Origin of the sequence: Carboxydocella sporoproducens DSM 16521 (genome assembly GCF_900167165.1) — a bacterium.
Taxonomy (GTDB): Bacteria; Bacillota.
Genome location: NZ_FUXM01000006.1, coordinates 28394 through 54022 on the forward strand (window position 1 = coordinate 28394; position 25629 = coordinate 54022).

The following is a 25629-nucleotide window of genomic DNA, read 5'->3' on the forward strand; positions in this document are numbered from 1 at the left end:
TCCCGGATGTTAGGCCAGTGGTTGTGGTTGCTCCCCTAACACACTATGCAGCATGGATAACAAAAAAGTTTCCCGGGCAATAGCGGCAAAAGCCAGACGAAGGTCCTCTACCTCTTGCCAGGGGGCCGTTGCCAGTTCAGGAATATGTTCCTTCAATTCGTAAATAATCCCGATACTGGCATGCTGAATTAAATAGGCGGTTTCATATTGAGCCTGAACCTCTGCTGCCCAGTGAACAGCTTCGTACAAATGTCTTTCCAGTTCCAGCAAACTGGCCACTGCCAGGTCTTTGAAAACCAGCTCTCCCCGGTTTAACAGGCGCGCTGCCAGGAATAAGTCCACTCCCAGTCCGGCGGCCTGTTTCAGCTGATCCAGTAACAGCATATTATATTGTTCTTGCCATTCCTGAACCAGTTCATTGGTCAAAAGCAACCGGGCAAAGGCGATTTGCACTTTTTCCTGTAATACGGGAAGCATAGAGTTAAAAAATTTCTCCCGTTCCTCCCGGTAAAGGCCGGGCCCCTCCTGAACATCGTGAACAATTTCCTGCAATGCTGAACTCAGATCAAAATGATTCATCAGCTTCTCCTCCCGCCCCTATTTTAGCACAGGGAAGGACGGTAGAAAAGCAAGACCCGGTACAAAAATACCGGGTCTTTCGACTAAAACCAATCTTCACCGATTTCCTGGGCCAATTCTTCTCGCAAAGGCATTAGAATCCGCTGCCATTCTTTTCTTTGTTCAGGAGTAAGCTCAATGATTTTAGTACCCTGCGCCCGACGTATTCTTTCCAGATCCTCCAGATTTTGTTTAAACGCTTCCTGTCGTTCCCAGATAGTGACTTCCTGCAAAGTATCCAGGAGCAGCTGTCTGATTTTTTGATCCAGAGCTTCCCACTGGCTCTTGTTAACAACTACGGCATAACCCACATAACCGTGATTACTCAAGGTTATATATTTCTGCAACTGGTAAAATTTTTTGGAATAAAGATTGGAAGGGGGATTTTCACTGCCTTCCACCTGTCCCTTCTCCAGGGCCGAGTAAACGTCACTGAAAGCCATAGCAACGGGATTGGCCCCCAGACGCCGGAATTGTTTTGCCAGCATGGGGCTGTTCATGATCCGGAAATTCAAATCCCGGAAATCGCTGACTTTTACCAGCGGCCGATTGGCTGCCATTACCTTGAAACCATTATCCCAGTAAGCTAGCACCAGCAGATTTCGGGCAAAGAGAGATTGTTTCAGTTTTTCACCTACCGGCCCATCCAGCAAACGGTGAACAGCATCGATATCTTCATAATAAAAAGGCAAGTCCAGCAATTGCCAGACCGGACTGAATTCCGTCAGTTTACTGGTGGCAGGAGCAATAATCTGGACATAACCCTTCTGCACAGCCGCCAGCTCCTCCCCATCCTTATACAAAGTGGAATTGGGGAAAACCTGGATTTCCACTCTGCCCCGGCTGCGCTCCTGCACCAGCTGGGCCCAGCGCCGGGCCGCCCGACCCTTGGGGGTATTATCCCCTACGACATGAGAAAATTTAAGAATAACTTTTTCCTGACTGCTTACCTGCTCAAAATCTCTGGCCGGAGTTTGACATCCTCCGGCCAGAAAAGCAAGCACTAATATTACCAGCAATAACTTGCGCATCCGGCCTCTCTCCTTTGTTATTGTAATTCGAGGCCAGCTACCAAAATCCTTCTTAATCTGCCATCAACACTCGTGGAATATAGAGGGAAATATCGGGCCAAACCATAAGCAATATCATTACAGCAATCATCAATACGATAAAGGGCACAACCCCTTTGACCACTTCCTCCAGCCGTTCTCTGGCCATATTGCTGACCACGAAGAGGTTAAGACCAACCGGGGGAGTAATCATAGCCAGCTCCATGTTTACAGTCATAACAATGGCGAACTGTATCAGGTCAATCCCCAGATGCTCGATCATCGGTAGCAAAATGGGCAAAGTAATGAGAGTAATGGATACCGCTTCCAGGAAGGTGCCCATGATAAAGAACATCAGGTTGCAAACCAGGAAGAAAGTAAATTTATTCAGATTGGCAGTTTTAATCCATTCCCCTACCAGATTGGGCACCTGAGCATCAGTAATATAAAGACTGAAAACCATGGCAGCAGCGATGACCAGATAGATCATGGAGATGGTATTGGTGGCTTCCCGCAAAACCGGACGAATATCCTTCCAGCTAAACTCCCGATAGACAAAAACTGAAACGATAATAGTGTAAAAGACCGATAACACGGCAGCTTCAGTGGGAGTTACGATACCGGAGTAGATGCTGCCCAGAATAAATACCGGCAAAAACGCCCCGGGCAATGCTTTAAAAGTAGCCCGCCATCTTTCCGCCATCGTAGCCTTTTCGCCACGGCCAAAACCATTCTTTTTAGCATAAAAGATAGCACTGATAATCAGGACCAGGGCCATGAACAGTCCCGGTAACAGACCGCCCATGAACAGCTTGCCGATGGACTCTTCCACAGTGATCCCGTAGATGATCAATGTCACACTGGGAGGAATGAGAATACCCAGGGTACCGGAAGCGGCAATCAGACCCATGGCATAGCGCTTGGGGTAACCGCCTTCAATCATCGCCGGTAGCATCAGGGCACCAATAGCCGCTGCCGTCGCCGGGGAAGAGCCGGAAATAGCGGCGAAAATGGCACAGGCCAGAATGGTTACCACCGAGAGACCGCCGGGCAGATGGCCGATCCAGGCCCTCAATGCAGCAATTAAATATTTGGCAATACCGCCGCGGGACATTAGCACCCCTGCCATCACGAAAGCGGGAATGGCAATCAGGGGCGGTGCCAGCAAAGCGGAGAACATCCGCTGTACAATCATATACAACGAAAACTTGCCACCCAGGAAAAGGATAATACTGGCCGCTGTACCAAGACTGACGGCAATGGGCACATTCAAAAGAAAGAGGATAATAAACAGACTAAATAGCAGAATGGTAGTTGTCATTACTGTCATGGCCCCTGCCTCCTTCCTCAGCCGCTGCCCAATCCCGGCCGCCATTTTTGAAAACATCGTGAATTTTGTCCAGATAACGAATAGCCAGCATGATACCGCTGAGCGGCAGGACCAGGGAGACAATCCAGAGGGGAGTCTGACTATCCGCAGAGCCCTGGCCCAGCAGTTTATAAGTCATTACCAGTTTGGTGCCAAACACGGTTATAGCCCCGGCAAAAGCCAGCCCCACCAGATGTGCGAAAATGGTGACCACTCGCTTTACCCCTAATGGCAAAAGACGGTACAGCATATCCACCTTAATATGATGATCATCCCGCAGGGCCACAGCAAAACCGATCATTGCCCCCCAGACAATCAGATAAACCGAATATTCATCTAAAATGGATTCCGGTTTACCGGTTACATAACGCAAAACGACATTGACCATAACCAGGGTCAGACCCAGGAAGATTAATCCACCGGACAGATAATCCTCTATTGCTTCATACAAGGCAATGAATCTCTTCATAAACTTTTCCATCAGCCTCGCCTCCCTTCTCCGGAAAAAAGGGCACACCCTGCGGATGTGCCCCTGCAAGACAAATTATTGAGCATTCCGGGCGGCATCCATGATTTCCTTGCCGATTTTGCTTTCATATTCCCTGTAGACAGGTTCCATTGCTTTCACAAATTCTGCCCGGTCGGCTTCAGTCAGTTCATAAATTTCCACTTTACCGCTCTGTTTGATTTTTTCGAAACTTTCCTTATTCTGTTTATCGGAGAGCTCAGTGGCCAGTTTTGTTGCTTCATCCATGGCTTCTTTAACCTTAGAACGCAGATCTTCGGGAATGCTGTCCCAGAAGGACTTATTAACCAGCACCACATAATCTATGCGACCATGGCCAGAGACAGTCAGATACTTCTGAACTTCAATGTATTTCTGGGTATCAATATTATTGAAGGTATTTTCCTGACCATCCACAGTACCATTCTGCAGAGCCGGATAAACTTCACCGAAGGGAATGGTCTGGGAACCAGCCCCCAGGGCTTTAAACTGGGCATCCAGCACCCCGCCGGATTGGGTCCGGAACTTCAGCCCCTTGAAGTCTTCCGGCCGCTTCAGAGGACGCTTGGAGTTGGTAAAATGCTTGGCACCATTGGGCCACCAGGCCAAACCGAGAATGCCTTTGTCTTCCAGACTGGTCAGCAATTTTTGTCCTACCGGTCCATTGTAGAAGTTTAAGGCAGCCTGATCGTTCTTGAAGATAAAAGGCATATCAACAATCTGGTATGCCGGATTTAAACCCACCAGTTTGGTTGCAGAAGGAGCGATCATTTGCACATTGTTGGCCACCAGGGCTTCCAGCTCTTCCTTGTCACCATAGAGCTGGGAAGAAGGATATACTTCTACCTTGACTTTGCCGCCGGTTTTCTGTTCCACCAGCTCCTTGAATTTGAGAGCAGCCTGCCCTTTGGGAGTGGTTTCCTTTACCACATGGGAAAATTTGATAACAATGGGCTCATCCTTTTTCTGTTCCCCCTGGCTGCTCTTTTCACCCCCGGAGCCACAGCCGGCCAGACCGAAAGCCAGTAGACCTGAGAGGGCAAGCGCAGCAGCCTTACGCCAGAAATTTTTCATCCCTGTTACCTCCTTGTAAATTTTTTGATAATTTTTAATTTTACTTGTATTCTATCTAATATGTCTTTAAATGAGAACCTTTTGTTCATATTGATTATTTTGTTCATTTTGGTCAAAAAAAGGAGTTCACCGCAAAAAATAGCGGTGAACCGGTCTGCCCACTGAACCATACTGAATCTCTTTTTGTATCAATTCCTCTTTCTCCAAATATTCCAGGTAGCGTCTTGCAGTCACCCGGGCCACCCCCACCAGTTCCGCTACCTCTTCAGCCGTCAGAGGGATGGCTTTTTGTCTGAGACAGGTAAGCACTTGTTCCAGGGTAAATAAGTTCAAGCCTTTCGGCAGCTCAGTATGCTTGAGCTTTTCCTGAACAATCACCGGCACTGCCAGCTGATCGATATCCTTCTGGTCCACCTGCTCCTTGCTGATCAGCTGTTTGCGTCGCTCCAGATAGGTTTCCAGGGCCTGTTTCAGCCGCTCAAATTTAAAAGGCTTAATTAAATAATCCACTACCCCGAAGCGCAACATCTGCTGAACTGTCTCACTATCCTGGGCCGCGGTAATGGCTATGACGTCCACCGGTAAGGCTGTACTGCGGATCTGCTGAATTACCTGGATACCATTCGTATCCGGCAGATAGATATCCAGAATCACCAGGTCGGGGTGCAGGTACCGGATTTCCTCCACTGCCCTGCTCCCCTGCCGCAATGCCCCTATCACCTGAAAGCCGGGAATCATATTGATAAAGCTCTGGTTCACCTCTACCACCATGGGGTCATCTTCAATCAGCAATACGCGCAGAGGTTGCACCATCCATTACCCCCTCATAACTGAATTTAACCAGAAAAAGGGTTCCCTGCTGGGGCCGTGAGCGCAAAATAATTTTACCTCCGGCGTTTTCCGCCTGCTGTTTGATTAAATACAGGCCCAGCCCTCTCCCCTCTGGCCGTTTGGTAGAATACCCCAGCTGAAAATAGCGGTCAAAATCCACATCAATCAGACCCGGGCCCCCATCGGCCACCCAGAGTATCAATTCCTTTTGATCCTGTTTGATCCCGCATTTCACCCAGCGCTTTTCCTGCTGGCAGGGTAATACTGCTTCCATAGCGTTTTCCAGCAGGTTCCCCATAATCAGCACGATGTCACTGGCAGTCAAATTGGCTGGCAGGGTCTTTAACTCTGATTTTCGGTCCAGTTCAAACCGGATATTCAGTTCCTTGGCCCGACCCATTTTGCCCAGCAACAGCCCGGCAATAGCCGGATCTTTGACCTGTCGCGTAAGAAAAGCTGTGATTTCCTGTTGCTGTTCCGTAATGCGGAAGATATAATCCAGCGCCTCCTGATAACGATGAAGCTGGATTAACCCGGCGATGGTATGGAGCTTATTCAGGTTTTCGTGGTTCTGCACCCGCAGGGCCTCGACAAACTTTTTCACCCCGGTTAATTCTTCCGCCAGCCGCCTTACTTCCGACTTATCCCGAAACACCGCTACCGCCCCGATGATTTTCTCCCGCCAGCGGATGGGCAAGCGATTGGAAACAATGATCTTGCGGTTAAATACCAGTTCCTGATTGAATTGACTGCTTCCGGTGCTGATCACTTCCGGCAGTGCGGTATTGGGGATAACCTCATTTATTGGACGTCCCAGCAATTCTTCCTCTGCTATGCCCAGAATTTGTCGGGCCGCAGGATTAATCAAGGTAATGCGATTTTCCCGGTCGATAGCGATAATTCCTTCATTAATAGCCGCCAGGATCGCCTCCCTTTCTTCCATCAAAGCGGCGATTTCCTCCGGTTCCAGGCCAAAAATGGCCTGCTTGACATGAGCAGCCAGATAAAAAGCACCAATAGCACCAGCGAACAGGGCGAGGATCATCGTCAGATATATACTGCTTTTCCACTCCAGCAGCACTTCCCCCAGGGAAGGGGTCAAAATCCCCACCACTACTACTCCCACCTGGGCAATGCCCCGTTCATCCTTAATCGGGACAAAGGCACGCACAGCTTCCCCGTTGACTCCCACTGCCAGAGAAGTATATTCATTATCGGCAAAGGCCGGTCCCTCATCTCCACCGGCAAAAATCGTGCCGATCCGATTGGCCACCGGATGGGATAAGCGCTTTTTGTTCATATCCAGTACCACAATATAATCTACATTGGTAGCCAGCCGAATCCGTTCCACATAAGGCTGAATAATTTTTTCTGCCCCCGGACGCCCGACATTTTGCTGAATCAAAGGAGATTGGGCCACGGTGCGGCCAATGGCCAGGGCCCGCCGCCCCAGTTCAGAACGAAAATCCTGAACTGATTGCCAGCTCACTACCACCGCCACAATGGTTACCGAAAACATGACGATCAGAAAAGCCAGCAGGGTCATTTTGGTCCGCAAGCGTATAGTCATTCCGGAAAACCTCCCTCATCCCCGCTGCTGCTATACTTCGACATTTTTAACAGCTTCCCTGCCCGAACAAGCGAAAATGTGATAAAAGTCATTGCTATTTCCAAACAGATTAGTTAAAATGGTATTTGTTATAAAAAGTACAATCCGCAGAAGGGAGAGGAAGAAATTGTCACAGCAATTCTGGCGTCGCCTGAGTCAGGCCTTTTTTGTTCTTGCCAGCCTCTGGATCGGCTATCAATTCTATCAGTTTTATCTCTACCTGGAAGGGACTGGGCCTGCTGCCAGCCGTCCCCCCGGAGTAGAAGGCTATCTGCCCATTGCCGCCCTGGTGGGGCTAAAATACTGGCTAACTACTGGTAACTGGGACCCGGTTCACCCTGCCGGCCTGACTTTGCTCCTCTTTTTCCTGGCTATTTCCTGGCTGTTACATAAAGCCTTTTGCAGCTGGATTTGCCCGATCGGCAGTTTATTCGAGAGCGTGAGCTGGCTGGGTCGGAAACTGGGCCTGCCCGGCCATAAACAGCCCTGGCCCCGCCGTCACCTGGTATTGAAAATCCTGGACTGGTTGTTGCGCAGTATCAAGTATATCTTGATGATCTTTTTCCTGTATTACATTCTCCTGGGCATGAGTGGTGAAGAACTGGCCGCCTATCTGCAAACACCCTATATGGCTCTGGCTGATGTAGCCATGTTGCAGTTTTTCCTCAGCCCGGGTACCGTTTTTTTGACGGTGGTAGGTATCTTTCTGCTGGGCAGCCTGTTCGGCACCAATCTCTGGTGTCGCTATCTCTGCCCCTATGGCGCCCTCATGGGACTTATGGGCAGCCTGGGCCTGAGCCGGATCCAGCGGGATAGCAATAGCTGCATTAACTGTCAGGCCTGTAACCGGGCCTGCCCCAACTGGCTGCCAGTGGCTGAATCCCGGCGGGTACACAGCCCCGATTGCCATCTCTGTCTGCAGTGTGTCAGCGCCTGCCCGGTTCCAGGCACCTTAAAGCCCGGTTTCTGGTCCCGCTTTACCGGCAAGGAGGCAATGACTGTCGCAGTACTGGTTCTAGGACTGTTCCTGCTGGTTTACGTTGTAGCCCGGTTGACCGGCCACTGGGATAATGGCCTCTCCATCGATTTTTACCGGCAAATGCGGGCCTTTTATACCGGCCACCCCTGATCAGTTTCCAGCACCGGTATAGCGCCTGATGCCCCGATTCCAGATCAGCACCCCGATTAGGAAAACTACCAGGCCGACCAGCGGAGTTAAAATCCCGCCGGTCAGGCCTTCTTTTTTGCCCAGCAGCAAGGCTGCCGGAAAATAGCCGGTAAAGGCAAAGGGCAATATAAAGGTGAGGATGAAACGGACAATTCCCCGATATACAGTGACAGGATAACGGCCATAAACCGAGATATTATACATAGTGGGCATCAGGGCGATATTGCCTTCAAACCAGAAGGCCAGACTGGCCAGTGCTATGAAGATGCCACCATAGACCAACGTTCCTCCTGTAACCGTCAAAATCAGCACGGGAAAATGCCACCAGCTCCAGTCCAGCCCAGCGGTTTTGGCACCATAAAGCAAAACGAGAAAGCCGCTGACCAGGCTGAGGGCTGATTCCAGTTCAATCTGTTCCAGCATTACCTGAAACAGGGAAGGGGCTGGACGAACCAGGACCCGGTCCAGTTCCCCCTGAAGAATATAGCGACGGGGAACTTCAAAGAAATTGCTGAAAAAAACATTGAACAGAGCATAGGGTAAGAGAAAAAAACCATAGAGAAACAGCATTTCCCCTTCATTCCAACCATTGAGCCTGGGAATCTGGCGAAAAATGACCAGAATCAGCACCAGACTCATAATCTGACTCATAAGATCAGCGAAAAACTGGGCAAAAAAATCTCCCCGGTATGCCAGCAGTTTCTTCAGGTACTGTTTGCTGTATCCGCTAAAAAGCCGCCAGTAATGCATGTTATCCCCCCTGTATCATTAGCCCTTTCAGAGCCCGCTGCCAGAGCAGCCGGGAAATGAAAGCCAGCACCAGAAACCAGAGGACCTGTTCCGCCAGGACCTGCCAGCCTGCAGCCGGACTGATTTTCCCCAGCCAGATCAAGGTGGGCAAATAACTGATAGAACGAAAGGGCAAAAAATCGATGATTTGCTGGGCCCAGGCAGGATAAAAGCTGATCGGAACTAACAGTCCGGAGAGCAAATCCACCAGCACTCGCTTCATCCGCTGAATGCCCGTATTATTATAGGTATAAAAAGTCAGGTAACCGGTAAGCAAATTGAGCTGGGCATTGACCAGAAAACTGCCTAAAGCCGCTAACAAAAACATCCCCCAGGCTGTCAGACTGGACGGTAATTTAAAGGGATAAAAGAGATACATCACTAAGCCGCTAGGAAGAGTAAAGACCAGAAGACGAAAAAGGGCTTCTCCCAGAGCCCGGGCCAGCTTGACCGCCCCGTAATCATAAGGCCGCAACAATTCCAGCACAATCCGCCCTTCTCGCACTTCCAGGGCGATTTCCCTTTCCAGATTATTGAAATAAAAAGAGCGCACTACCCAGGCTACGATTACGTAACTTAGCATTTCCGAATGAGTAAAACCAGCCAGGGGCCGCCTGGCAGCATAGATAGCATCCCAGAGGAAAAAATAGCCACCAATCTGCACCAGGTAGTTGAGCACACCGGTCAGGTTGGAAACCCGGTAAGCCAGCTGTTTCATGAATTCCATGCGGATCAGAGTCAGATATATTCTCATAAGGCCAGGCCTCCCTGGCGATAAATATCGGCGACAATTTCCTCAATAGGTGTCTCCTCAATTTTGATATCCAGTACCGGTAACCGGTTCAGGATAGGCTGCAGGATAGCAGCTGTTGTCACCTCTTGTTCCACAAAAGAGCCATTCCAGATCCGCCCCTCATCCTGAGCCTGCCATCTCACCGGCAGGTGGCCGCAGATCTCCTGCCAGACAATTGGCGCCACCGGTTGTTCCAGTTCAATCCGCAACTGGCGCTCCCGGCCAAATTGCTGGCGCAGGTTGTCCAGATTACCATCATAAATTTTTCTGCCCTGGTCAATAATCACTACCCGCTGACAGAGAGCTTCGATATCCCCCAGGTCATGGGTAGTAAGAAAAATGGTCGTACCGTCTTCCCGGTTTACTTCCTGGAGAAAGCGCCGGATTTCATTTTTGGCTACCACATCCAGACCGATAGTAGGTTCATCCAGGAATATCAAGGGCGGACGGTGAATAAGGGCGGCTGCCAGCTCACTGCGCATGCGCTGACCCAGGCTCAATTTGCGTACCGGAGTATGCAGAAAAGATGATAGAGACAGGCGATCAGCAAAATCGGCAATCCGCTTCTCCAGCAAAGAATCAGGAACCCGGTAGAGCTGACCCAGCAAGCGCAGCGACTCAATCACCGCCAGATCCCACCAGAGCTGGCTGCGCTGGCCAAACACCACCCCGATCTGCCGTACATACCTTTCCCTCTCCTGGTAGGGCGTAAACCCATTGACCAGAAGCCGCCCCGAGCTGGGTACCAGGACCCCGGTCAGCATTTTGATGGTGGTAGATTTACCGGCTCCATTAGCGCCGATAAAACCGATAATCTCCCCCCGCTTCACTTGCAGGTTCAGGTTATCCACAGCCCTGAGGATACGGTAGTCCCGCTGGAACAAATCCAGTACTGCTCCCCATAAACCCTCCCGGCGTTTAAACAAACGAAATTCTTTGGTTAAGTTCACAGTTTCGATGATATAGTCCATCTCCTTTTCTCCTCCTTCGCCTCCCTCATTATAACATAAAATTAGAGCCCCAGGCGTTAAGCCTGCGGCTCTAAATGAAATTGACTTACTGCTTCCTCCATTTCCCTGGTCATTTCCACCAGCTGCTCACTGGCGGTAGAAATTTCCGCAGTCAAACCCTGCAGTTGTTCACTAAGGGCTGACATCTCCTGGGCACTGGCGCTGTTTTCACCAGCCATTTCCGTAATTTTAACCATTACTGTTTCAATAGTCCTGGCCGCAGCACTAATTTCTTCTGCCTGAGCAGCCGATTCCTTAATGGCCCTGGTCAGCTCTTTGACAGCAGCAACAGCACCTTTACCAGCCTGATTAATGTTTTCCGATTCGCCAGCAATCCGTTCCACCTGATTAAACGTACTGTTCATTTGCTGAACTATGGTTTCCAGCGCCTGTCCGGTGCGCTCAGCCAGGCTGATGCCAGTTTCCACTTCTGACTCCCCTTGTACCATACCGTCAACCGCACGCTGGATGCCCGCCTGAATATCGTGGACCAGCTGGCTGATTTCCCGGGCCGCTCCTGCCGACTTTTCGGCCAGCTTTCTCACCTCATCAGCCACCACGGCAAAACCTTTGCCATGTTCGCCGGCCCGGGCTGCCTCAATAGCAGCATTTAAGGCTAGCAAATTAGTCTGTTCGGCAATGTCCACAATCACCTGGATTATCCCATCAATCTGATTGGAAGCAGCCCCCAGGCGTTTAACCTGTTCCGCAGCATAACTGACGGACTGGCGCACTTTGGCCATCCCGGCAACAGTTTCAGCCACTACTTGTCTGCTGTCACTGGCCACCTGCTGCGTCTGGGTGGCCTGATTAGCCAGCTCCTGGTTTTCTTCACTGATTTTACGAATCCCGGCAGCGGTAACAGCTACCATTTTTCTTACTTCTTCTGCCTGTTCACTTTGTTCTTCCAGCAAAGCCGCAATCTGGTTCACGCTTTCAACCAGATTCTCCACTGCACTCAGGGCCTGCTGGCTTTCTCCTACCTGGACATGGGCTTTCTGGTCAACAACCGTTATGGCAGCTGCCAGCTGACCATTGGCTTCCGCCCCATTCTCAGCCCCTGCTGCCATTTGCCGGGCAAAGTGGGTCAGATCAACGGCTTTCATTTTCATGCCTTCTACCAGAGTATACAAATGTTCTACCATTTGATTAAAGCTGCGCTCCAGCTGACCAAATTCATCCTTTCGGCCCAAATTCAATCTGGTATAAAGCTGTCCACTGGCTACCAGCTGCATTCCTGATTGCAGTTCTTTAATGGGCTTTAACAAATGGCGCTGTAAGACAAAACCCAATACCAGCGCACCTACTAGAGATAGAGCTCCTAAACCGATGGTCCGCCAGCGGAAAGCTGCAGCCAGCTGGTCATAATAGGCATTGGGCACACCCACATAAAGTATGCCGATAACTTTCCCTTCCGGGTTTTTGATCGGCTCGTAGATAGTCTGGTACATGCGGCCGACTACTTCTGCCTCACCAAGAAAGGTTTTCTGTTCTACCAGCACTTCCTGGCGAACTTTTTCAGAAACTTTTGTACCCACCGCCCGGCTGCCATCAGGCCTGCGAACATTAGTAGCTACCCGAACATCGCCCTGAAAGATGGTAACGGTATCGCCTGTTTTCTGGCCGATTAAATCCACAGCAGAATAATCATCATTGATCCGGTACTCGCCTTTGTAAAGCTGACCATCGCGAACCTGCCAGGGCCCGGGATATTTGTAATTCAGGATAATTTTACTCATTTCCAGGTCGCTTCGAAGTTTTTGTCTGGCAGCTGCCAGCAACTGGTCTTTGGCAGCTGCTGCAGTATAAAAAGCTAACAATAGCACTGCAAAAAAAGTTAATCCAACTAGTGCTGCATAAAGTTTTCTGGCATAACTCACTCCGCTTCCCCTTTCTTTTTGTTTTTAGAATTATTTCTACATTTTATGATTAAATCCTGCACAATTTTTGTTTTTTTGACAAAATTTCAACAAAAAACAAGGGATGCCTGTTACAGCATCCCTTGTTTCCTCTCTATATATTTATCCCTTTTACTTACCTTCCCCTAGCTTTCTCCTTCTTTCCAGTTCCCGCAGCTCTACCCGGCGGATTTTGCCGCTGATGGTCTTGGGCAGTGAAGTGACGAACTCGATTTCCCGCGGATATTTATATGGTGCAGTTACATTTTTGACATGTTCCTGCAGCTCCTTGACCAGGGCATCTGACGGCTGATAACCAGGAGCCAGAATGACAAAGGCCTTGACGATTTCTCCCCGCAGTTCATCGGGGCTGGCCACTACCGCTGCTTCGGCCACAGCCGGATGTTCAACCAGAGCGGACTCCACCTCAAAGGGTCCAATCCGGTAACCAGCGGAGAGAATGACATCATCCGCCCGGCCCACAAACCAGAAATAGCCATCCTCATCTTTATAGGCACGGTCACCGGTAATATACCAGTCGCCCCGCTCGGTGGCTCTGGTGCGTTCCGGGTCTTTCCAGTATTCCTTAAACAATCCCACCGGCCGTTCCGGTTTAATCCTGACAGCAATATCCCCTTCCTGACCGGGGGGCAGCTCATTGCCATCTTCATCGATAACGGAAATATAGAAGCCGGGAGCCGGTTTGCCCATGGAACCGAACCGGGGTTCAATGCAGGGCCAGGTGGCTACCATGATCACCGATTCCGTCTGGCCATAGCCATCGCGAATTATGCAACCGGTTGCTTCTTTCCAGACCTCGATGACTTCCGGGTTAAGGGGTTCACCGGCGCCGACACAATGGCGCAGGTGGGGGAATTTATAAGACTTCAGGTCTTCCAGCACCATGACCCGGTAGGCGGTCGGCGGTCCACAGAGAGTGGTAATGGGGTAAGTGGCCAGAAGTTCCAAAGTTTTCTTGGGATCGAATTTCCCGGTGGAATGATGGATGAAAATGGCAGCACCGCAGTTCCAGGGCCCGAAGATAGAGCTCCAGGCTGCTTTAGCCCAGCCGGTATCGGAGAGGTTCCAGTGCAAATCTCCAGGCTTCAGATCCAGCCAGTATTTCCCGGTGACAATATGGCCAATGGGATAGCTGGCATGGGTATGCACAGTCATCTTGGGATAACCGGTGGTACCGGAGGTAAAGAAGATAATAGCCGGGTCATCCGAACGAGTGTTGGCAGTTTCAAATACAGTGGGCTCATTGGCAATCAATTCACCATAATCCAGCCAGCCCTCGGCCTTGCCGCCCACCATAATGCAATGCTTCAAGGTCGGGCATTCATTGCGGATAGCATCCACTTTGGGGGCATTTTCAGCATCAGTTATGATGGCTACCCCTTCGGAAGCTTCAAAACGGTATTTCAGGTCTTTGGGAGTCAACTGGCTCGTCCCGGGAATATAAACAGCCCCAATGCGCATAATTGCCAGAATGCTTTCCCACCATTCCGGCAGCCGGGGTAAGAGCAGGAACACCATGTCCCCTTGCTTGATGCCCAGCTTGCTGAGAGCATTGGCCAGCTGCTGGGACCGTTCGGAAAAGTACTTGAAGGTATACTTGGCTTCATTGCCGTAGTCATCCACCCACCACATGGCCAGTTTGTCCGGATCCTGGGCCCACTTGTCCACTACATCCCGGGCGAAGTTGAAATACTCCGGCACCTGATGCTTGAACTCAGCATAGACCTTATCATAGTCCTCCATATTGGGTTTGCGCAAATCTTCCATCCCTTCTCTACCCCCTTGTCTTCTTTGTATTTTCAGCATAAACAAAAATAGACCAGCCGACAACATCGGCTGGTAAAAAGTAGATTTTCTACCCTGAATGGTGATTTGTTGTCTGTGAACAGCCATTCAGGAAGTTATTGTACATTTACACTGGATTTGTAGACTCCGGCAGTACCGCTATTCTGGCAGTAGACAATATTATGCGGGTTTGTCCCTACTTTGCTCAAGGCAAAAGCTGGCCAGGGATGACCGCAATCCACCAGCTGGGTGGGACCGGTAGGAGCGGTAACTGTTCTGATATCCGAACCATAGATTTTACCGCTACTAGCAGACCAGACTACCAGCTGGTTGGTCACCAGTTCCGCCTTGCCGATAGCAAAAGCGGTAGGAGCAGCACCACCAGGATAGCTGTTTTTAATGACTGGATATTTGGCGCCGCCGCTGATGGCATAGAGCTGCAAATCATAGCCACTGCTACTGTATAAAACATAATTGGGACTGATATCATGCAAGCGCTTGGCTCCGGATACATCCGTCTTGGTAGAATTACTGATATTATGCAATTTGATGAAATTGGTACCACCATTTAAAGTCTCATAAGCCACATGCGTAGTAGTTATACGGGCACGGGCCAAATAGGCCGCACTGGAATCTATGGTTGTTTCTGCCCCATTGGGCAAGGTTTTCATGTAAATAATCGCCCGGGAGTAACTGATTCGGCCATCAGTCCCCACCGTCTCTGTCCATTCTGACCAAACCGCCTTGCCACCAGCTACATCAGGAAAGGCTTTTTTCGTAGTGAGCCGGGAGGGGACTAAATCTGTAATGGTTTTAGTGGTTAAATCCAGGCAGAAGATTTTACTCAGTCCATTGTAAATGGTTGTGAAAACCAGATAGTTGCCATCTAGCGCCACCTCAACAATTTCTCCCACATTGGCTTTGGTAACCAGTTTTTCCACCGAAGAGTCACTGAGTTTAATCCGGGCCAGATCGCCACCACCGTCAATAAAATAGGCATAAGTCCCATCTACCTGCAGGGTCATGGCCTCCGGCACAGCCTGCATGGGGATCGGTGAAAGCAAAGCTGAACTATTGAGATTGACGGCTGCATCCCCTGGCATTAGCAAGAATATCGAGGATAGTGCAAGTGCTAACAAGGTCAAGCCGGCAGCGGCTTTAACCATTTTTTTCATTCTCTGTCCCCCTTTGTGCAATATGTTACTATTCCTTTTCGCCACAAAATTACAGATTCCTGCAAATTACATTAAAAAAATAGAAGTTTGTTCATTTTTAGCGAACAAACTTCTACTACTATAAGTAAAATTAGCGTAATCCCGACTGTATGATGATTTCAGGCACCACTTCTTCCCAGGCCACCGCCATAATATGCACTCCTCTTACTCCCGGAATCTGGCGCAGTGCCTGAATTTGTTCCACCACAACCCGCACCGCTTCCTGTTTGGGATTTTCAGCCTGTTTCAAGCGCTGGATGAGCGCATCCGGCACAATCATGCCGGAAACATTTTTTTGCATGTATTCCGCCATGCGCACCGATTTAACCGGTGTTACTCCCGCCAGGATAAAAGCCTGTTCATGTAAACCCCGTTGCCGTACCAGTTGCATAAAGCGGTCAAAGCGCTCCAGGTCAAAAATACACTGGGTCTGGATAAAACGGGCACCGGCCCGGATTTTCTTTTCCAGTCTCAGTACCCGGTACTCAAAGGGATCGGCAAAGGGATTGGCAACAGCACCGACAAAAAACTGCGGCGGTTCGCCATGTAACGGTTCACCATTGAAGAATTTGCCCTCCCGCAGGCGTTGCAAACCGCGAATGAACTGGATGGAATCAATATCATAGACATTGGCCGCAGTGGGATGATTGCCAAAAGTCTGATGGTCACCGGACAGGCAAAGAACGTTTTTCAGCCCCAGGGACCAGGCCCCCAGCAAATCGGACTGCAGGGCAATGCGGTTCCGGTCCCTCACAGTCATCTGTACAACTCCTTCTACTCCGGCAGCCTGAACGTGAAAAGCCCCGGCAATGGATGAGAGACGGCAAATGGCAGTCTGGTTGTCAGTAACATTGAGGGCATCCACATAAGGAGCCAGCAGTTCAGCATGATGGCGGATAGTGCTGGCATCCGCTCCTTTCGGGGGCCCGACTTCTGCGGTAACCACGAACCTGCCAGCTTCCAGCAACTGTTGGAGACGGCTCATAGGCTCACCTCCTCCCGGATCAGCCGCCGTGGACCTCCATCCCGGGCCAGGCGCCAGTCCTTTTCCTCCTCTATTTCCAGTAACTGCTCCAGCCGGCCCAGGGCCGTCATACGGTCGATAATGAGCTGCCAGGCACAGGGATTGTCTTTAACTTCACAGCGGCCATTCTGACTGCCACCACAGGGACCATTGAGAATGCGTTTGGCACAGCGGGCGATGGGACATATGCCACCGGTGCGGTGGAGCAGACATTGCCCGCAAAGGCCGCAGCGTTCCTCCCAGTGGCCATGGGCCACCGCACCCCCGGCAAATTTAGTATCCACCCCGGGTATAACCCAGTGGTGGGGAAATTTTTCTGCCAGAAACTGTACTCCTACCCCACAGGCCAGGGAGATGATTACCTCCACATCCTGAGCCAGGTTTTCCAGTTCCTCCAGGTACTCCCACTCACACTGGCGAATGCAGGTATGTTCTTTTATCTTCAGCGAACGTCCCTCCCCCGCTGCCAGAATTTGCAGGGAGGTGGCCAGAATCCCTGCTTCCCGAGCCCCTCCGGCCAGACAGACAGTTACACACTCGGCACAGCCCACTATCAATACCTTTTCCACTCCTGCCAGTAGCTGATAAAGCTGGCGATAGGGTTTGGGTTCAGCGACAATCATCCCCAGCTACCTCCCTTCTATTGAGCGGATTGGGTCCTAAAGCGAGAATCCGCTCTGTCATTTCCTCCACAATCTCTTTGAAGCGAGGGCCCATAGAGCCGGAGAGATTGAACATTTCTAACCGTTCCCGGCCCAGTCCCAGTTCATCCAGGATTTTTTTCGCCGCTTCCACCCTTTTACGGGCTCGCAGGTTGCCTTTCAGAAAATGGCAATCTCCCTCCAGACAGCCGGCTACAAAAACCCCATCGGCTCCCTGCAGAAATGCCTCCAGGATTACCCGCACATCTACCCTGCCGGAACAGGGCTGTTCCACCAGCCTTACTGCAGGGGGATATTGCAGACGCATGGTACCTGCCAGGTCGGCGGCAGCATAAGCACAGTAATAGCAACAAAAGGCGATGATTTTGGGCTCAAAATCCTTCATCCTACCTACCCCCTTTGCTGGTGTACGCCAGAGCCCTGACTTTGGCCGCCAGATAATCCTGATGGTAATGGGCCAGCTCCAGGGCCTGACCGGGACATTCACCCACACAGGTACCACAGCCATGGCACTGGACAGGATTGATTTCCGCCACCATATCGGCATTGATGTGCGGGACCCCGTAAGGACAGACCCGGACACAGGTAAGGCAGGCTGCACACTGCTCAGGTCTAGCCATAAAGGCCACTACTCCACCAGCTAGCAAGTGGCGGCGGGAAAGAATGGTAGCTGCCCGGGCCGCCGCCCCCGCCCCCTGGGCAATGGCTTCTGCCAGCAGTTTGGGCGCATGAGCCGCACCAGCCAGATAAAAACCAGCGGAAGGAAAATCCAGGGGGCCCAGCTTGGCATGGGTTTCCACCAGCAGACCCTGTTCATTGCGATGCACCTTGAGCAAGGAAGCAAGTTGACCCAGATCCGCCGGGGGCCGGGCCCCTGTTGCCAGCACCACCCCTTCCTGCCGGAGATTGAGCCGGGGCCAATTTTCTTCGTAGCGGAAAAAGCGGATTTTTTCCTGGCGAGCCTGGCGGTATTCTTCTTCCAGGAAACCATAGCTGCGCATCTCCCGGAAATGGATGTGAACCTGCAGCCGGGGCCAGCGGCTTTTGAGCTTGCGGGCCAACCGCAGCCCCTGCAGACAACAGGTGCGAGAACAGAAGGATACCGGACCTAAGGGCTGGGAGGCACAGAGGACAATGCTGATCCGCTCAAAAGCAGGTTGCCAGTCAGGTTCTTTTTCCAGCAGTTGGGTCACCTGCCTGAGGCTTAACCAGCCCTCGCCCAGGTTGGCCGTCAAATCCGGATCAGGTTCTGCTTCCTCCAATCCTGTTGCCACAACCACCGCTCCGTGTTCCACCACTACCGGTCCGGCAGGCGTCTCAATGCGGGAGCGGAAATGGCCCTGATGGCCTCCGATCTCGGTCAGATGCGACCGGGTATAGATACTGATCAGGGCATGAGACTGAACCCGCTGCCTCAGGTCAGCAATAACGCTTTCATCCCCGGGGTAACCAGCCAGGCCACCCAGTTCCTCCTTTTTTTCTACCAGGTGAACAGGAAAGCCCATTTCCGCCAGGTTATAGGCGGCTGCCATTCCGGCCGGTCCTCCCCCGATTATCAAAGCCTGATTCACTACTGGTACTGGATGCAGTTGCAGAGGACGATGCAGGGCCACTTTGGCAACAGCCATTTTCACCAGGTCAATGGCTTTGGCCGTGGCCGCTTCCGGTTCCAGCCGGTGCACCCAGGAACACTGATCGCGGATATTGGCCATTTCAAACAGGAACTGATTGAGACCTGCTTCCTTTAGTGCTTCCCGGAACAGCGGCTGGTGGGTGCGGATCGTACAAGAAGCCACTACTATCCGGTTCAGCTGGTGTTCATGGATGCGGTTAATAATCTGCTTCAGAGAATCCTGGGAACAGGAATATAGGAATTCCTCCGCCCAGACCACACCTGGCAAACGGGCAGCAGCCTCTACCACCCGGGGCACATTTATCACAGCAGCGATATTGATCCCACAGCGGCAGATAAACACCCCGATGCGCGCTTCCTCCTGACTAACATCCCGTTCCGGGGGATAGGTTTTGGGCTGGACCAGAGTATGACGTCCCGGGGCCAGCAGAGCGGCGATTCTGGCTGCAGCAGCACTGGCATTGGCTACTGTCTCAGGAATATCCCGCGGTCCCTGGAAAGCTCCTGCCACAAAAACCCCGGACCGGCTGGTCGCCACCGGGTCTTCCGGTGGGGTCCAGGCAAAGCCGTACTGGTTGAGCTCAATCCCGGCCGCCCGGGCCAGTTCCTTTGCCCCTGCCGGTGGCTCTACCCCTACGGCCAGCACCACCAGGTCAAATTCCTCTTCTGCTGCCTGACCCTCCCGGCTAAACTGGACCAGCAGTTTTTTTCTTACAGGGTCATATTTTACTCCTGCCACCATAGAGCGAATAAAGCGCACTCCCTGCTCCCGGGCCGACTGGACATAGCGGTCAAAATTTTTGCCATAGGCCCTCAGGTCCAGATAAAAAATGGTGGGCTCGATTTCCGGGTCATGTTCACGGGCAATGATGGCTTCCTTAACCGAATACATACAGCAGATGGATGAACACCAGGAGTTACCCCGACAGGCATCCCGGGACCCTACACACTGGATAAAAGCGATTTTACGGGGAGTCTGCCCGTCACTGGGCCTGACCAAATGGCCCTGACTGGGTCCGGTGGAACTGAGAATGCGTTCAAATTCCAGGGATGTAACCACATCAGGGTAAATCCCATAGCCCAGCTCCCCGTAACGGCGAGCATCAAACAAACTGAAACCGGGAGCCAGCAAAACCGCTCCAATGGCTATTTCCCTTTCTTCTGCCTGCTGGTCATGGGCGATGGCCTGTTTCTTACAGGCGCTCTCACAGAGACGGCATTCACAACAGCCTCCACAATTCAAGCAACGGGCAGCCTCCTGGCCGGCCAGTTCCTCACTGTATTGCTGTACCACTTCCGCAAAGGTCTGCCGTCGTTCCAGCGGATGCAATTTACTGGCCGCTACCCGGCGCTGCCGCTGCACCCGGGCCAGCTCTTCCGGGGTCCAGCGGGCTTCGGGCAGGAAGCGGCGCTCCCGGCCCTGGTAGAGATCCAGGCCGTTCAGGTAACGATCAATCGATTCCGCCGCTTCCCGGCCGGCAGCACAGGCTTCCACCAGAGTTTTGGGTCCAGTCACAGCATCGCCGCCGGCAAAAACGCCAGGCAGACTGGTGGCCAGGGTGACAGGGTCCACTTCGATAAGACGGCCCCGGGTTTTAAGACCGGGATGTTCCCCCAGGAAGGATTTTTCCGGCGCCTGGCTGACAGCGATAATCACTGCATCTACCGCCAGTTCCTCCTCCGAACCGGGAATACCCCGGGGCTGCCGCCGCCCGTCCGGTCCAGGAGGCCCCAGCTGGTTTTTCTGGATTTTAATCGCCTGAACCCGCTCTTGACCCAGGAAGGCTAATGGGGAAGTCAGGAAACGGAATTCCACCCCTTCCTCCCGGGCTTCCACCACTTCTTCCGGTAAAGCAGTCATTTCCTCTTCCGTGCGCCGGTATATAACAGTCACTTCTTCTGCCCCCAGGCGCAAGGCGGTACGAGCAGCATCCATAGCGGTGTTGCCGCCGCCGATCACCGCCACTTTGCGCCCCAGGGCAGGTCTTTCCCCTAATGCTACCTGGCGGAGAAAGCTGACCCCGTGATAGATACCATCCAGTTCTTCCCCGGGCAATCCCAGAGTCTGAGGCTCATGGGCACCGATGCCCAGAAACACCGCCTGGAATCCTTCTTTTTCCAGGAGACTGGTGATAGTTCTTTCCCCACCGATGGGACTATTAACCCGAATTTCTACCCCCATACGCTGAACTAGCTCGATTTCCTTCTGCACCAGAGCTTTGGGCAAGCGATATTCGGGGATACCAACCTGCATCATACCTCCGGCTACCGGCAAGGCCTCAAAAACCGTAACCTGATAACCCCGTCGGGCCAGGTGATAGGCACAGGAAAGACCTGCTGGTCCAGACCCCACCACCGCTACTCGTTCCTGCCGCCTGATAGCCGGACGTATATCTTCATCCCTGAGTTCTTCCAGCACCTTGACCCCAATAAAGCGTTTGATCCGACTAATGGCCACCGGTTCCTCTACCTGCCCCCGCTGGCAAACCTGTTCACAGGGATGGTGACAGACGGTACCGCAGATGATGGGAAAAGGAATAGCCTCACGAATAATATCCCAGGCCTCCCGCCAGCGCCCCTGGGCCGCCAGGGCAACATAGGCGTGAACATTGATTCCGGCTGGACAGGCCAGACGGCAGGGACTGGTCCCCCGCTTGCTGATCAAATATTTATTAGGCACTGCCTGGGGAAAAGCTTTATGCACAGCTTTGCGCCGGTTCAGGCCCTGGTTAAACTCAGCGGGCAGTTCCACCGGACAGACCTGTTCACATTCCCCGCAGGCAGTGCATTCTTCCTCTTTTACATAGCGGGGCCGCACCCTCAGCCGGGCTGTGAACTGACCTGGCTCTCCCTTTAACTCCAGTAAATCGGTGCAGGTAGAGAGGCGAATATTGGGATGATTCAGAGTATCAGTCATTTTGGGACCTAACAAACACATCGCGCAATCATTGGTGGGAAAAGTTTTATCCAGCTGGGCCATGGTTCCCCCCAGACTGGGGCCGATGGTGACCAGATGAACCAAATGCCCGCTTTCCGCCAAATCCAGGGCGGCAGTCATCCCCGCTGGTCCGCCCCCTACCACCAGAGCTGCTCCTATCACTTGTTCCGGTTTCATCTGCTCACCCCCAGTGCTGCCACAATCAATTCTGTAAAATAGCGAACCGGCAGCTTTTTGCTGCCCCCTTGCCGCCAGGCCAGATTGGCATAACAGAGGGGACAGGCAGTAACTATTTCCGCAGCTCCGGCCTGTCGCGCAGCCTCCACAATCTTTTTAACCAGTTCGGAAACAACCTGGCCATGGGGCACGGCCATGCTGCCCCCACAACAAGCGGTTTTGTAGGACCAGAGCACAGGTTCTGCTCCCAAAGCCAGCAACAGCTGATCAAGCCGCCGGGGCTGTTCAGGATCATCAAAGGCGATTTCCGCTGGTCGTACTAACAGGCAACCATAATAAGGCGCAATTTTGCGCCCGGATAGCTGTCCCCGGGCCCGTTTCTCTATTTCCTGTAAAAGCCCGGCTTCAGTCATCAGTTCCAGCAGATGCCGGATTTTCAGGTCCGGTCCGGCCTGACGGGCCAGCACGTTGTAACAGGCAGCACAAGGGACCAGCACTTCTCCCAGCCCCGCCTTGCGAGCCTGCTTTAAATTGCGCTGAGCCAGGGCCTCCCCTACCGGTGGCAACCAGGCATGGCCCGGGGTTGCTCCACAGCAATTCCAGTCCGGTACTTCCCTGACCTCAATCCCCAGCAGAGCCAGGGCCTTGCGGGCAGTATCTTCATAAAGCTGGGCTGTGGAATGCAGGGAACAACCGGGAAAATATCCGTAAACCATTCTATGCCCTCCCTTCCCGCTGCAGCAAAGCCGCTACCTCAGATCGCCCCTGAATGGGCTGGGGCAGAAGACGTAAATTGCCCTGCCTTAGCAACTGCCAGCCCAGAGCCAGGTCCGCCAGCCAGCGGCCGGTCCGCCATTTATACCCCAGTATCATACCCAGTTCATAGACCCGGCCCCAGCGGGCCACACTGGCTAGAAAACTCTGGTAAAAAGCCGGCAACGGGGATGGGGTTACCATTTTCTGCAGCCAGGCTTTCTGTTTCAAACTAGCGGTAACTTCCCCCGCATCGATTCCGTTTGGACAGCGGGCAGCACAGGTACCGCAGTGCAAACACAGCCAGAGGCGATTGGACTGTAGGGCCTCTCCTTCTCGTCCCAGCAACAACAGTTCCACCAGCCGGGCAGGTCCGATGTCCGTCCAGGGAGCTACCGGACACCCGGCGGTACACTTCTGACACTGGTAACAGCCATCAACTGGCAACATACCGGTCACCTCCTCGTGTTGCTTTAATTACATGCAAGGGACACTCCAATTCCTCCCCCTTCCCGGTAAAATGTCAATACCGCCTGCTCAAGAACAAAAAAAGACAGGTAAACGGTTAAAACCATTTACCTGTTAAATGTCTTCTTATCTGTCGCGCAACAGTCCCAGCTGTTCCAGTCTGCGATACAAAGTGCTGCGGGCTACTCCCAGTTCCCGGGCCGCCCGGGCCAGATTACCCTGACAGCGCTTGATGGTATTGAGAATGGTTTCTTCATCCAGGGAGCGCCGCATGGTTTTGCTATTTACCGGCTCCAGCCGAAGGGATTTGCCCTCCATGAGAAATTCCGGTCCTAGCTCCGCCGGGGTCAACCAGGGCCCCTGCGCTACATTGACTGCCCGTTCGATTACATTTTCCAGCTCCCGCACATTCCCCGGCCAGGAATACCGCACCAGCAGCTCTTCGGCCCGGGGATGAAAGCCCCTGATCTGCTTACCCAGCCGCTCAGTCAGCTGTTGCAGGAAAAATCTAGCCAGAGGCATGATATCATCCGGGCGCTGGCGCAAGGGCACCATCTGGATGGTCAGGACATTCAAACGGTAGTAGAGGTCAAGGCGAAAACGCCCTTTTTCCACTTCCTCCCGCAAATTCTTGTTGGTAGCCGCAATCACCCGTACATCCACCGGAATAACCTGCTGGCCCCCAATACGCATCACTGTCCGTTCCTGCAAGACTCTGAGCAAATGGGCCTGCATTTCCAGGGGCATTTCCCCGATTTCGTCCAGAAATACTGTCCCGCCATCAGCCAGCTCGAATTTACCGGAGTTACCACCCCGTTTGGCCCCGGTGAAGGCTCCTTCCGCATAGCCGAACAGCTCAGAACCGATCAGTTCCCGCGGCAGGGCGGCACAGTTGATAGCGATGAACGGTCCGCTGGCCCTCGGCCCGGCATTGTGAATAGCCTGGGCAAAAACCTCCTTGCCGGTGCCGCTTTCCCCCAGCAAGAGCACGGTGGAATTGCTGCGGGCCGCCTGGCGAGCCAGCTCCACTGTCCGCAGAAAAGCCGGGTTAGTACCGATCAGGTCATTAAAACTGAAGCGGGCCCGGGCTCCCACCATTTTAGATACCAGCTGTCTTACTTTCTGGATTTCCCTGACCACCACTACCATCCCCACCAGCCGTTGCTGGCTGTTATAAATAGGCCGGCAGGAGACAGTACAGTGAATCTGCCCCCGCCAGCTTTCCTGTTGCCACTCCTCCTCGGAAATTTCCTCTGCCCGGGTCAGGGCCCGGCTGACAGGGTTGCCTTCCCCCAGGATTTCGTCTATTTTCTGCCCAATGGCCCCCTCGCTGTTTAACCGCAAAATTCGGGCCGCCGCCTGATTCAAACGGGTTACCCGACCTTGCTCATCCAGAGCCAGTAATCCTTCTGAGATAGCCTCCATAATGGCGCTCTGATAACGATTTAACACCGTCATTCTCTCCAGCGCCCGATTGATTTTTAACTGCCCCTCAATGGCCTGGGTGGCTGCAACCACCATACCCAGGGTGTGACTGTGCACCTTTTCGAAACTGCCCGTCATGCTGATAGCGCCCAGAGGTTGGCCAGCCAGGCCCATAATGGGAGCGGCAGAACAGGTCCAGGGATGCAGGCCCTCAAGATAGTGTTCGGCAGCAAAAACCTGAATAGGCCGAAGTAAGCGCAAAGCCAGCCCGGTGGCATTGGTGCCGCTCACCCCTTCCGCCAGGCAGGCACCAGGCACGAGACGACATTCACGAGCCAAACGCAGGGTTTCCGGGTCCCCAACGCTTTCCAGCAAATAGCCCTCTTCATCCACCAGGGATACGATAAACCCGGAGCCCTGGACAAAAGAGTAGAGAGATTTTAAATAGGGAGTAGCCAGATTGATTAACTCTTCCCTTTCCCGCCGCCGGCTGAACAATTCTTCCTTGCCCAGCACCAGCGGTACTTTTTTTAGCTCCGATTTGATCCCGGCCTGGCGGGAACGCCGCCAGGACTCGGCTATTTCCGGCCTCAGGTGCTCCTGGTTTATTCCAGCCCGGCCCTGACGCTGAAATTCCAGCCAGGCCTGATACAAATGGTCAGAGAGCAGATGTACCATCCCGCACTCCCCCTCTTGTTCCTGTCTGCACAAAAACAGAACCGGTCCTGTTCGGACCGGTTTGCCCATTCCACCCTATGCGCCTTTTTCCCCACCAAACCTGTTGCATAAGCGTCCGCCCCTTTTTCCCCCTTTGCT

Annotated in this window: 21 protein-coding genes; 1 reads left to right on the forward strand and 20 read right to left on the reverse strand. The window is 52.5% G+C overall.

Going from position 1 to position 25629, the window contains the following annotated elements; genetic code table 11:
- Positions 1-9 precede the first annotated feature (9 nt).
- The 7 genes from B5D20_RS03815 to B5D20_RS03845 all read right to left on the reverse strand — a co-directional run bounded on the left by B5D20_RS03815 (position 10) and on the right by B5D20_RS03845 (position 7016).
- Positions 10-579, reverse strand: coding sequence for a hypothetical protein (locus B5D20_RS03815; RefSeq protein ID WP_078664901.1), 570 nt, complete (start codon positions 577-579; stop codon positions 10-12).
- 83 nt (positions 580-662) lie between these two features.
- Positions 663-1649 carry a DctP family TRAP transporter solute-binding subunit gene (locus B5D20_RS03820; RefSeq protein ID WP_078664902.1) on the reverse strand — a complete coding sequence of 329 codons (987 nt, stop codon included), beginning with the start codon at positions 1647-1649 and terminating at the stop codon, positions 663-665.
- Between the two features lie 52 nt (positions 1650-1701).
- A complete protein-coding gene (locus tag B5D20_RS03825) occupies positions 1702-2997 on the reverse strand; it encodes a TRAP transporter large permease (protein ID WP_078664903.1) in 1296 nt (431 codons plus the stop codon).
- Positions 2963-3517, reverse strand: a complete 555-nt coding sequence (locus B5D20_RS03830) for a TRAP transporter small permease (protein ID WP_242952035.1) — start codon at positions 3515-3517, stop codon at positions 2963-2965. Before B5D20_RS03830 ends, B5D20_RS03825 begins: the two co-directional genes overlap by 35 nt.
- 63 nt (positions 3518-3580) lie before the next feature.
- The gene (locus tag B5D20_RS03835; protein ID WP_078664904.1) at positions 3581-4615 is read right to left on the reverse strand and encodes a TRAP transporter substrate-binding protein; all 1035 of its coding nucleotides are present in this window, start codon (positions 4613-4615) and stop codon (positions 3581-3583) included.
- Between the two features lie 126 nt (positions 4616-4741).
- Positions 4742-5428 (reverse strand): response regulator, encoded by a 687-nt coding sequence (locus B5D20_RS03840; protein WP_078664905.1) that lies wholly within the window; start codon positions 5426-5428, stop codon positions 4742-4744.
- Positions 5397-7016, reverse strand: a complete 1620-nt coding sequence (locus tag B5D20_RS03845) for a PAS domain-containing protein (RefSeq protein ID WP_078664906.1) — start codon at positions 7014-7016, stop codon at positions 5397-5399. Before B5D20_RS03845 ends, B5D20_RS03840 begins: the two co-directional genes overlap by 32 nt.
- Positions 7017-7182: 166 nt before the next feature.
- Between B5D20_RS03845 and B5D20_RS03850 the strand changes: the two genes are divergently transcribed.
- Positions 7183-8184, forward strand: a complete 1002-nt coding sequence (locus B5D20_RS03850) for a 4Fe-4S binding protein (RefSeq protein ID WP_159071898.1) — start codon at positions 7183-7185, stop codon at positions 8182-8184.
- Here the strand turns inward: B5D20_RS03850 and B5D20_RS03855 are convergent, their stop codons facing one another.
- From B5D20_RS03855 to B5D20_RS03915, 13 genes are all read right to left on the reverse strand, one after another.
- The gene (locus B5D20_RS03855; RefSeq protein WP_078664908.1) at positions 8185-8973 is read right to left on the reverse strand and encodes an ABC transporter permease; all 789 of its coding nucleotides are present in this window, start codon (positions 8971-8973) and stop codon (positions 8185-8187) included.
- Position 8974: 1 nt separating this feature from the next.
- Positions 8975-9766: an ABC transporter permease gene (locus B5D20_RS03860; protein WP_078664909.1), complete on the reverse strand. Its 792-nt coding sequence runs from the start codon at positions 9764-9766 to the stop codon at positions 8975-8977.
- Positions 9763-10776, reverse strand: a complete 1014-nt coding sequence (locus B5D20_RS03865) for an ABC transporter ATP-binding protein (RefSeq protein WP_078664910.1) — start codon at positions 10774-10776, stop codon at positions 9763-9765. The genes B5D20_RS03860 and B5D20_RS03865 overlap by 4 nt, the downstream gene beginning before the upstream one ends.
- A gap of 56 nt (positions 10777-10832) precedes the next feature.
- On the reverse strand, positions 10833-12695 hold the full coding sequence (locus B5D20_RS03870; RefSeq protein ID WP_078664911.1) for a methyl-accepting chemotaxis protein: 1863 nt from the start codon (positions 12693-12695) through the stop codon (positions 10833-10835).
- Positions 12696-12845: 150 nt separating this feature from the next.
- Positions 12846-14501, reverse strand: a complete 1656-nt coding sequence (locus B5D20_RS03875) for an AMP-binding protein (RefSeq protein WP_078664912.1) — start codon at positions 14499-14501, stop codon at positions 12846-12848.
- A gap of 134 nt (positions 14502-14635) precedes the next feature.
- Complete coding sequence (locus B5D20_RS03880; RefSeq protein WP_078664913.1) at positions 14636-15694, reverse strand: TolB-like translocation protein; 1059 nt, start codon at positions 15692-15694, stop codon at positions 14636-14638.
- A gap of 130 nt (positions 15695-15824) precedes the next feature.
- Entirely contained in the window at positions 15825-16718 is an 894-nt protein-coding gene (locus B5D20_RS03885) for a methylenetetrahydrofolate reductase (protein ID WP_078664914.1), read from the reverse strand.
- Positions 16715-17380 (reverse strand): methylenetetrahydrofolate reductase C-terminal domain-containing protein, encoded by a 666-nt coding sequence (locus B5D20_RS03890; protein WP_078664915.1) that lies wholly within the window; start codon positions 17378-17380, stop codon positions 16715-16717. The genes B5D20_RS03885 and B5D20_RS03890 overlap by 4 nt, the downstream gene beginning before the upstream one ends.
- A complete protein-coding gene (locus tag B5D20_RS03895) occupies positions 17367-17804 on the reverse strand; it encodes a hydrogenase iron-sulfur subunit (RefSeq protein WP_078664916.1) in 438 nt (145 codons plus the stop codon). The genes B5D20_RS03890 and B5D20_RS03895 overlap by 14 nt, the downstream gene beginning before the upstream one ends.
- A 1-nt stretch (position 17805) precedes the next feature.
- On the reverse strand, positions 17806-22167 hold the full coding sequence (locus tag B5D20_RS03900; RefSeq protein ID WP_078664917.1) for an FAD-dependent oxidoreductase: 4362 nt from the start codon (positions 22165-22167) through the stop codon (positions 17806-17808).
- Positions 22164-22883 (reverse strand): CoB--CoM heterodisulfide reductase iron-sulfur subunit B family protein, encoded by a 720-nt coding sequence (locus B5D20_RS03905; protein WP_078664918.1) that lies wholly within the window; start codon positions 22881-22883, stop codon positions 22164-22166. The genes B5D20_RS03900 and B5D20_RS03905 overlap by 4 nt, the downstream gene beginning before the upstream one ends.
- Position 22884: 1 nt before the next feature.
- A complete protein-coding gene (locus B5D20_RS03910) occupies positions 22885-23370 on the reverse strand; it encodes a 4Fe-4S dicluster domain-containing protein (RefSeq protein WP_078664919.1) in 486 nt (161 codons plus the stop codon).
- Positions 23371-23514: 144 nt separating this feature from the next.
- Positions 23515-25491 carry a sigma-54-dependent Fis family transcriptional regulator gene (locus B5D20_RS03915; protein WP_159071899.1) on the reverse strand — a complete coding sequence of 659 codons (1977 nt, stop codon included), beginning with the start codon at positions 25489-25491 and terminating at the stop codon, positions 23515-23517.
- Positions 25492-25629: the final 138 nt, after the last annotated feature.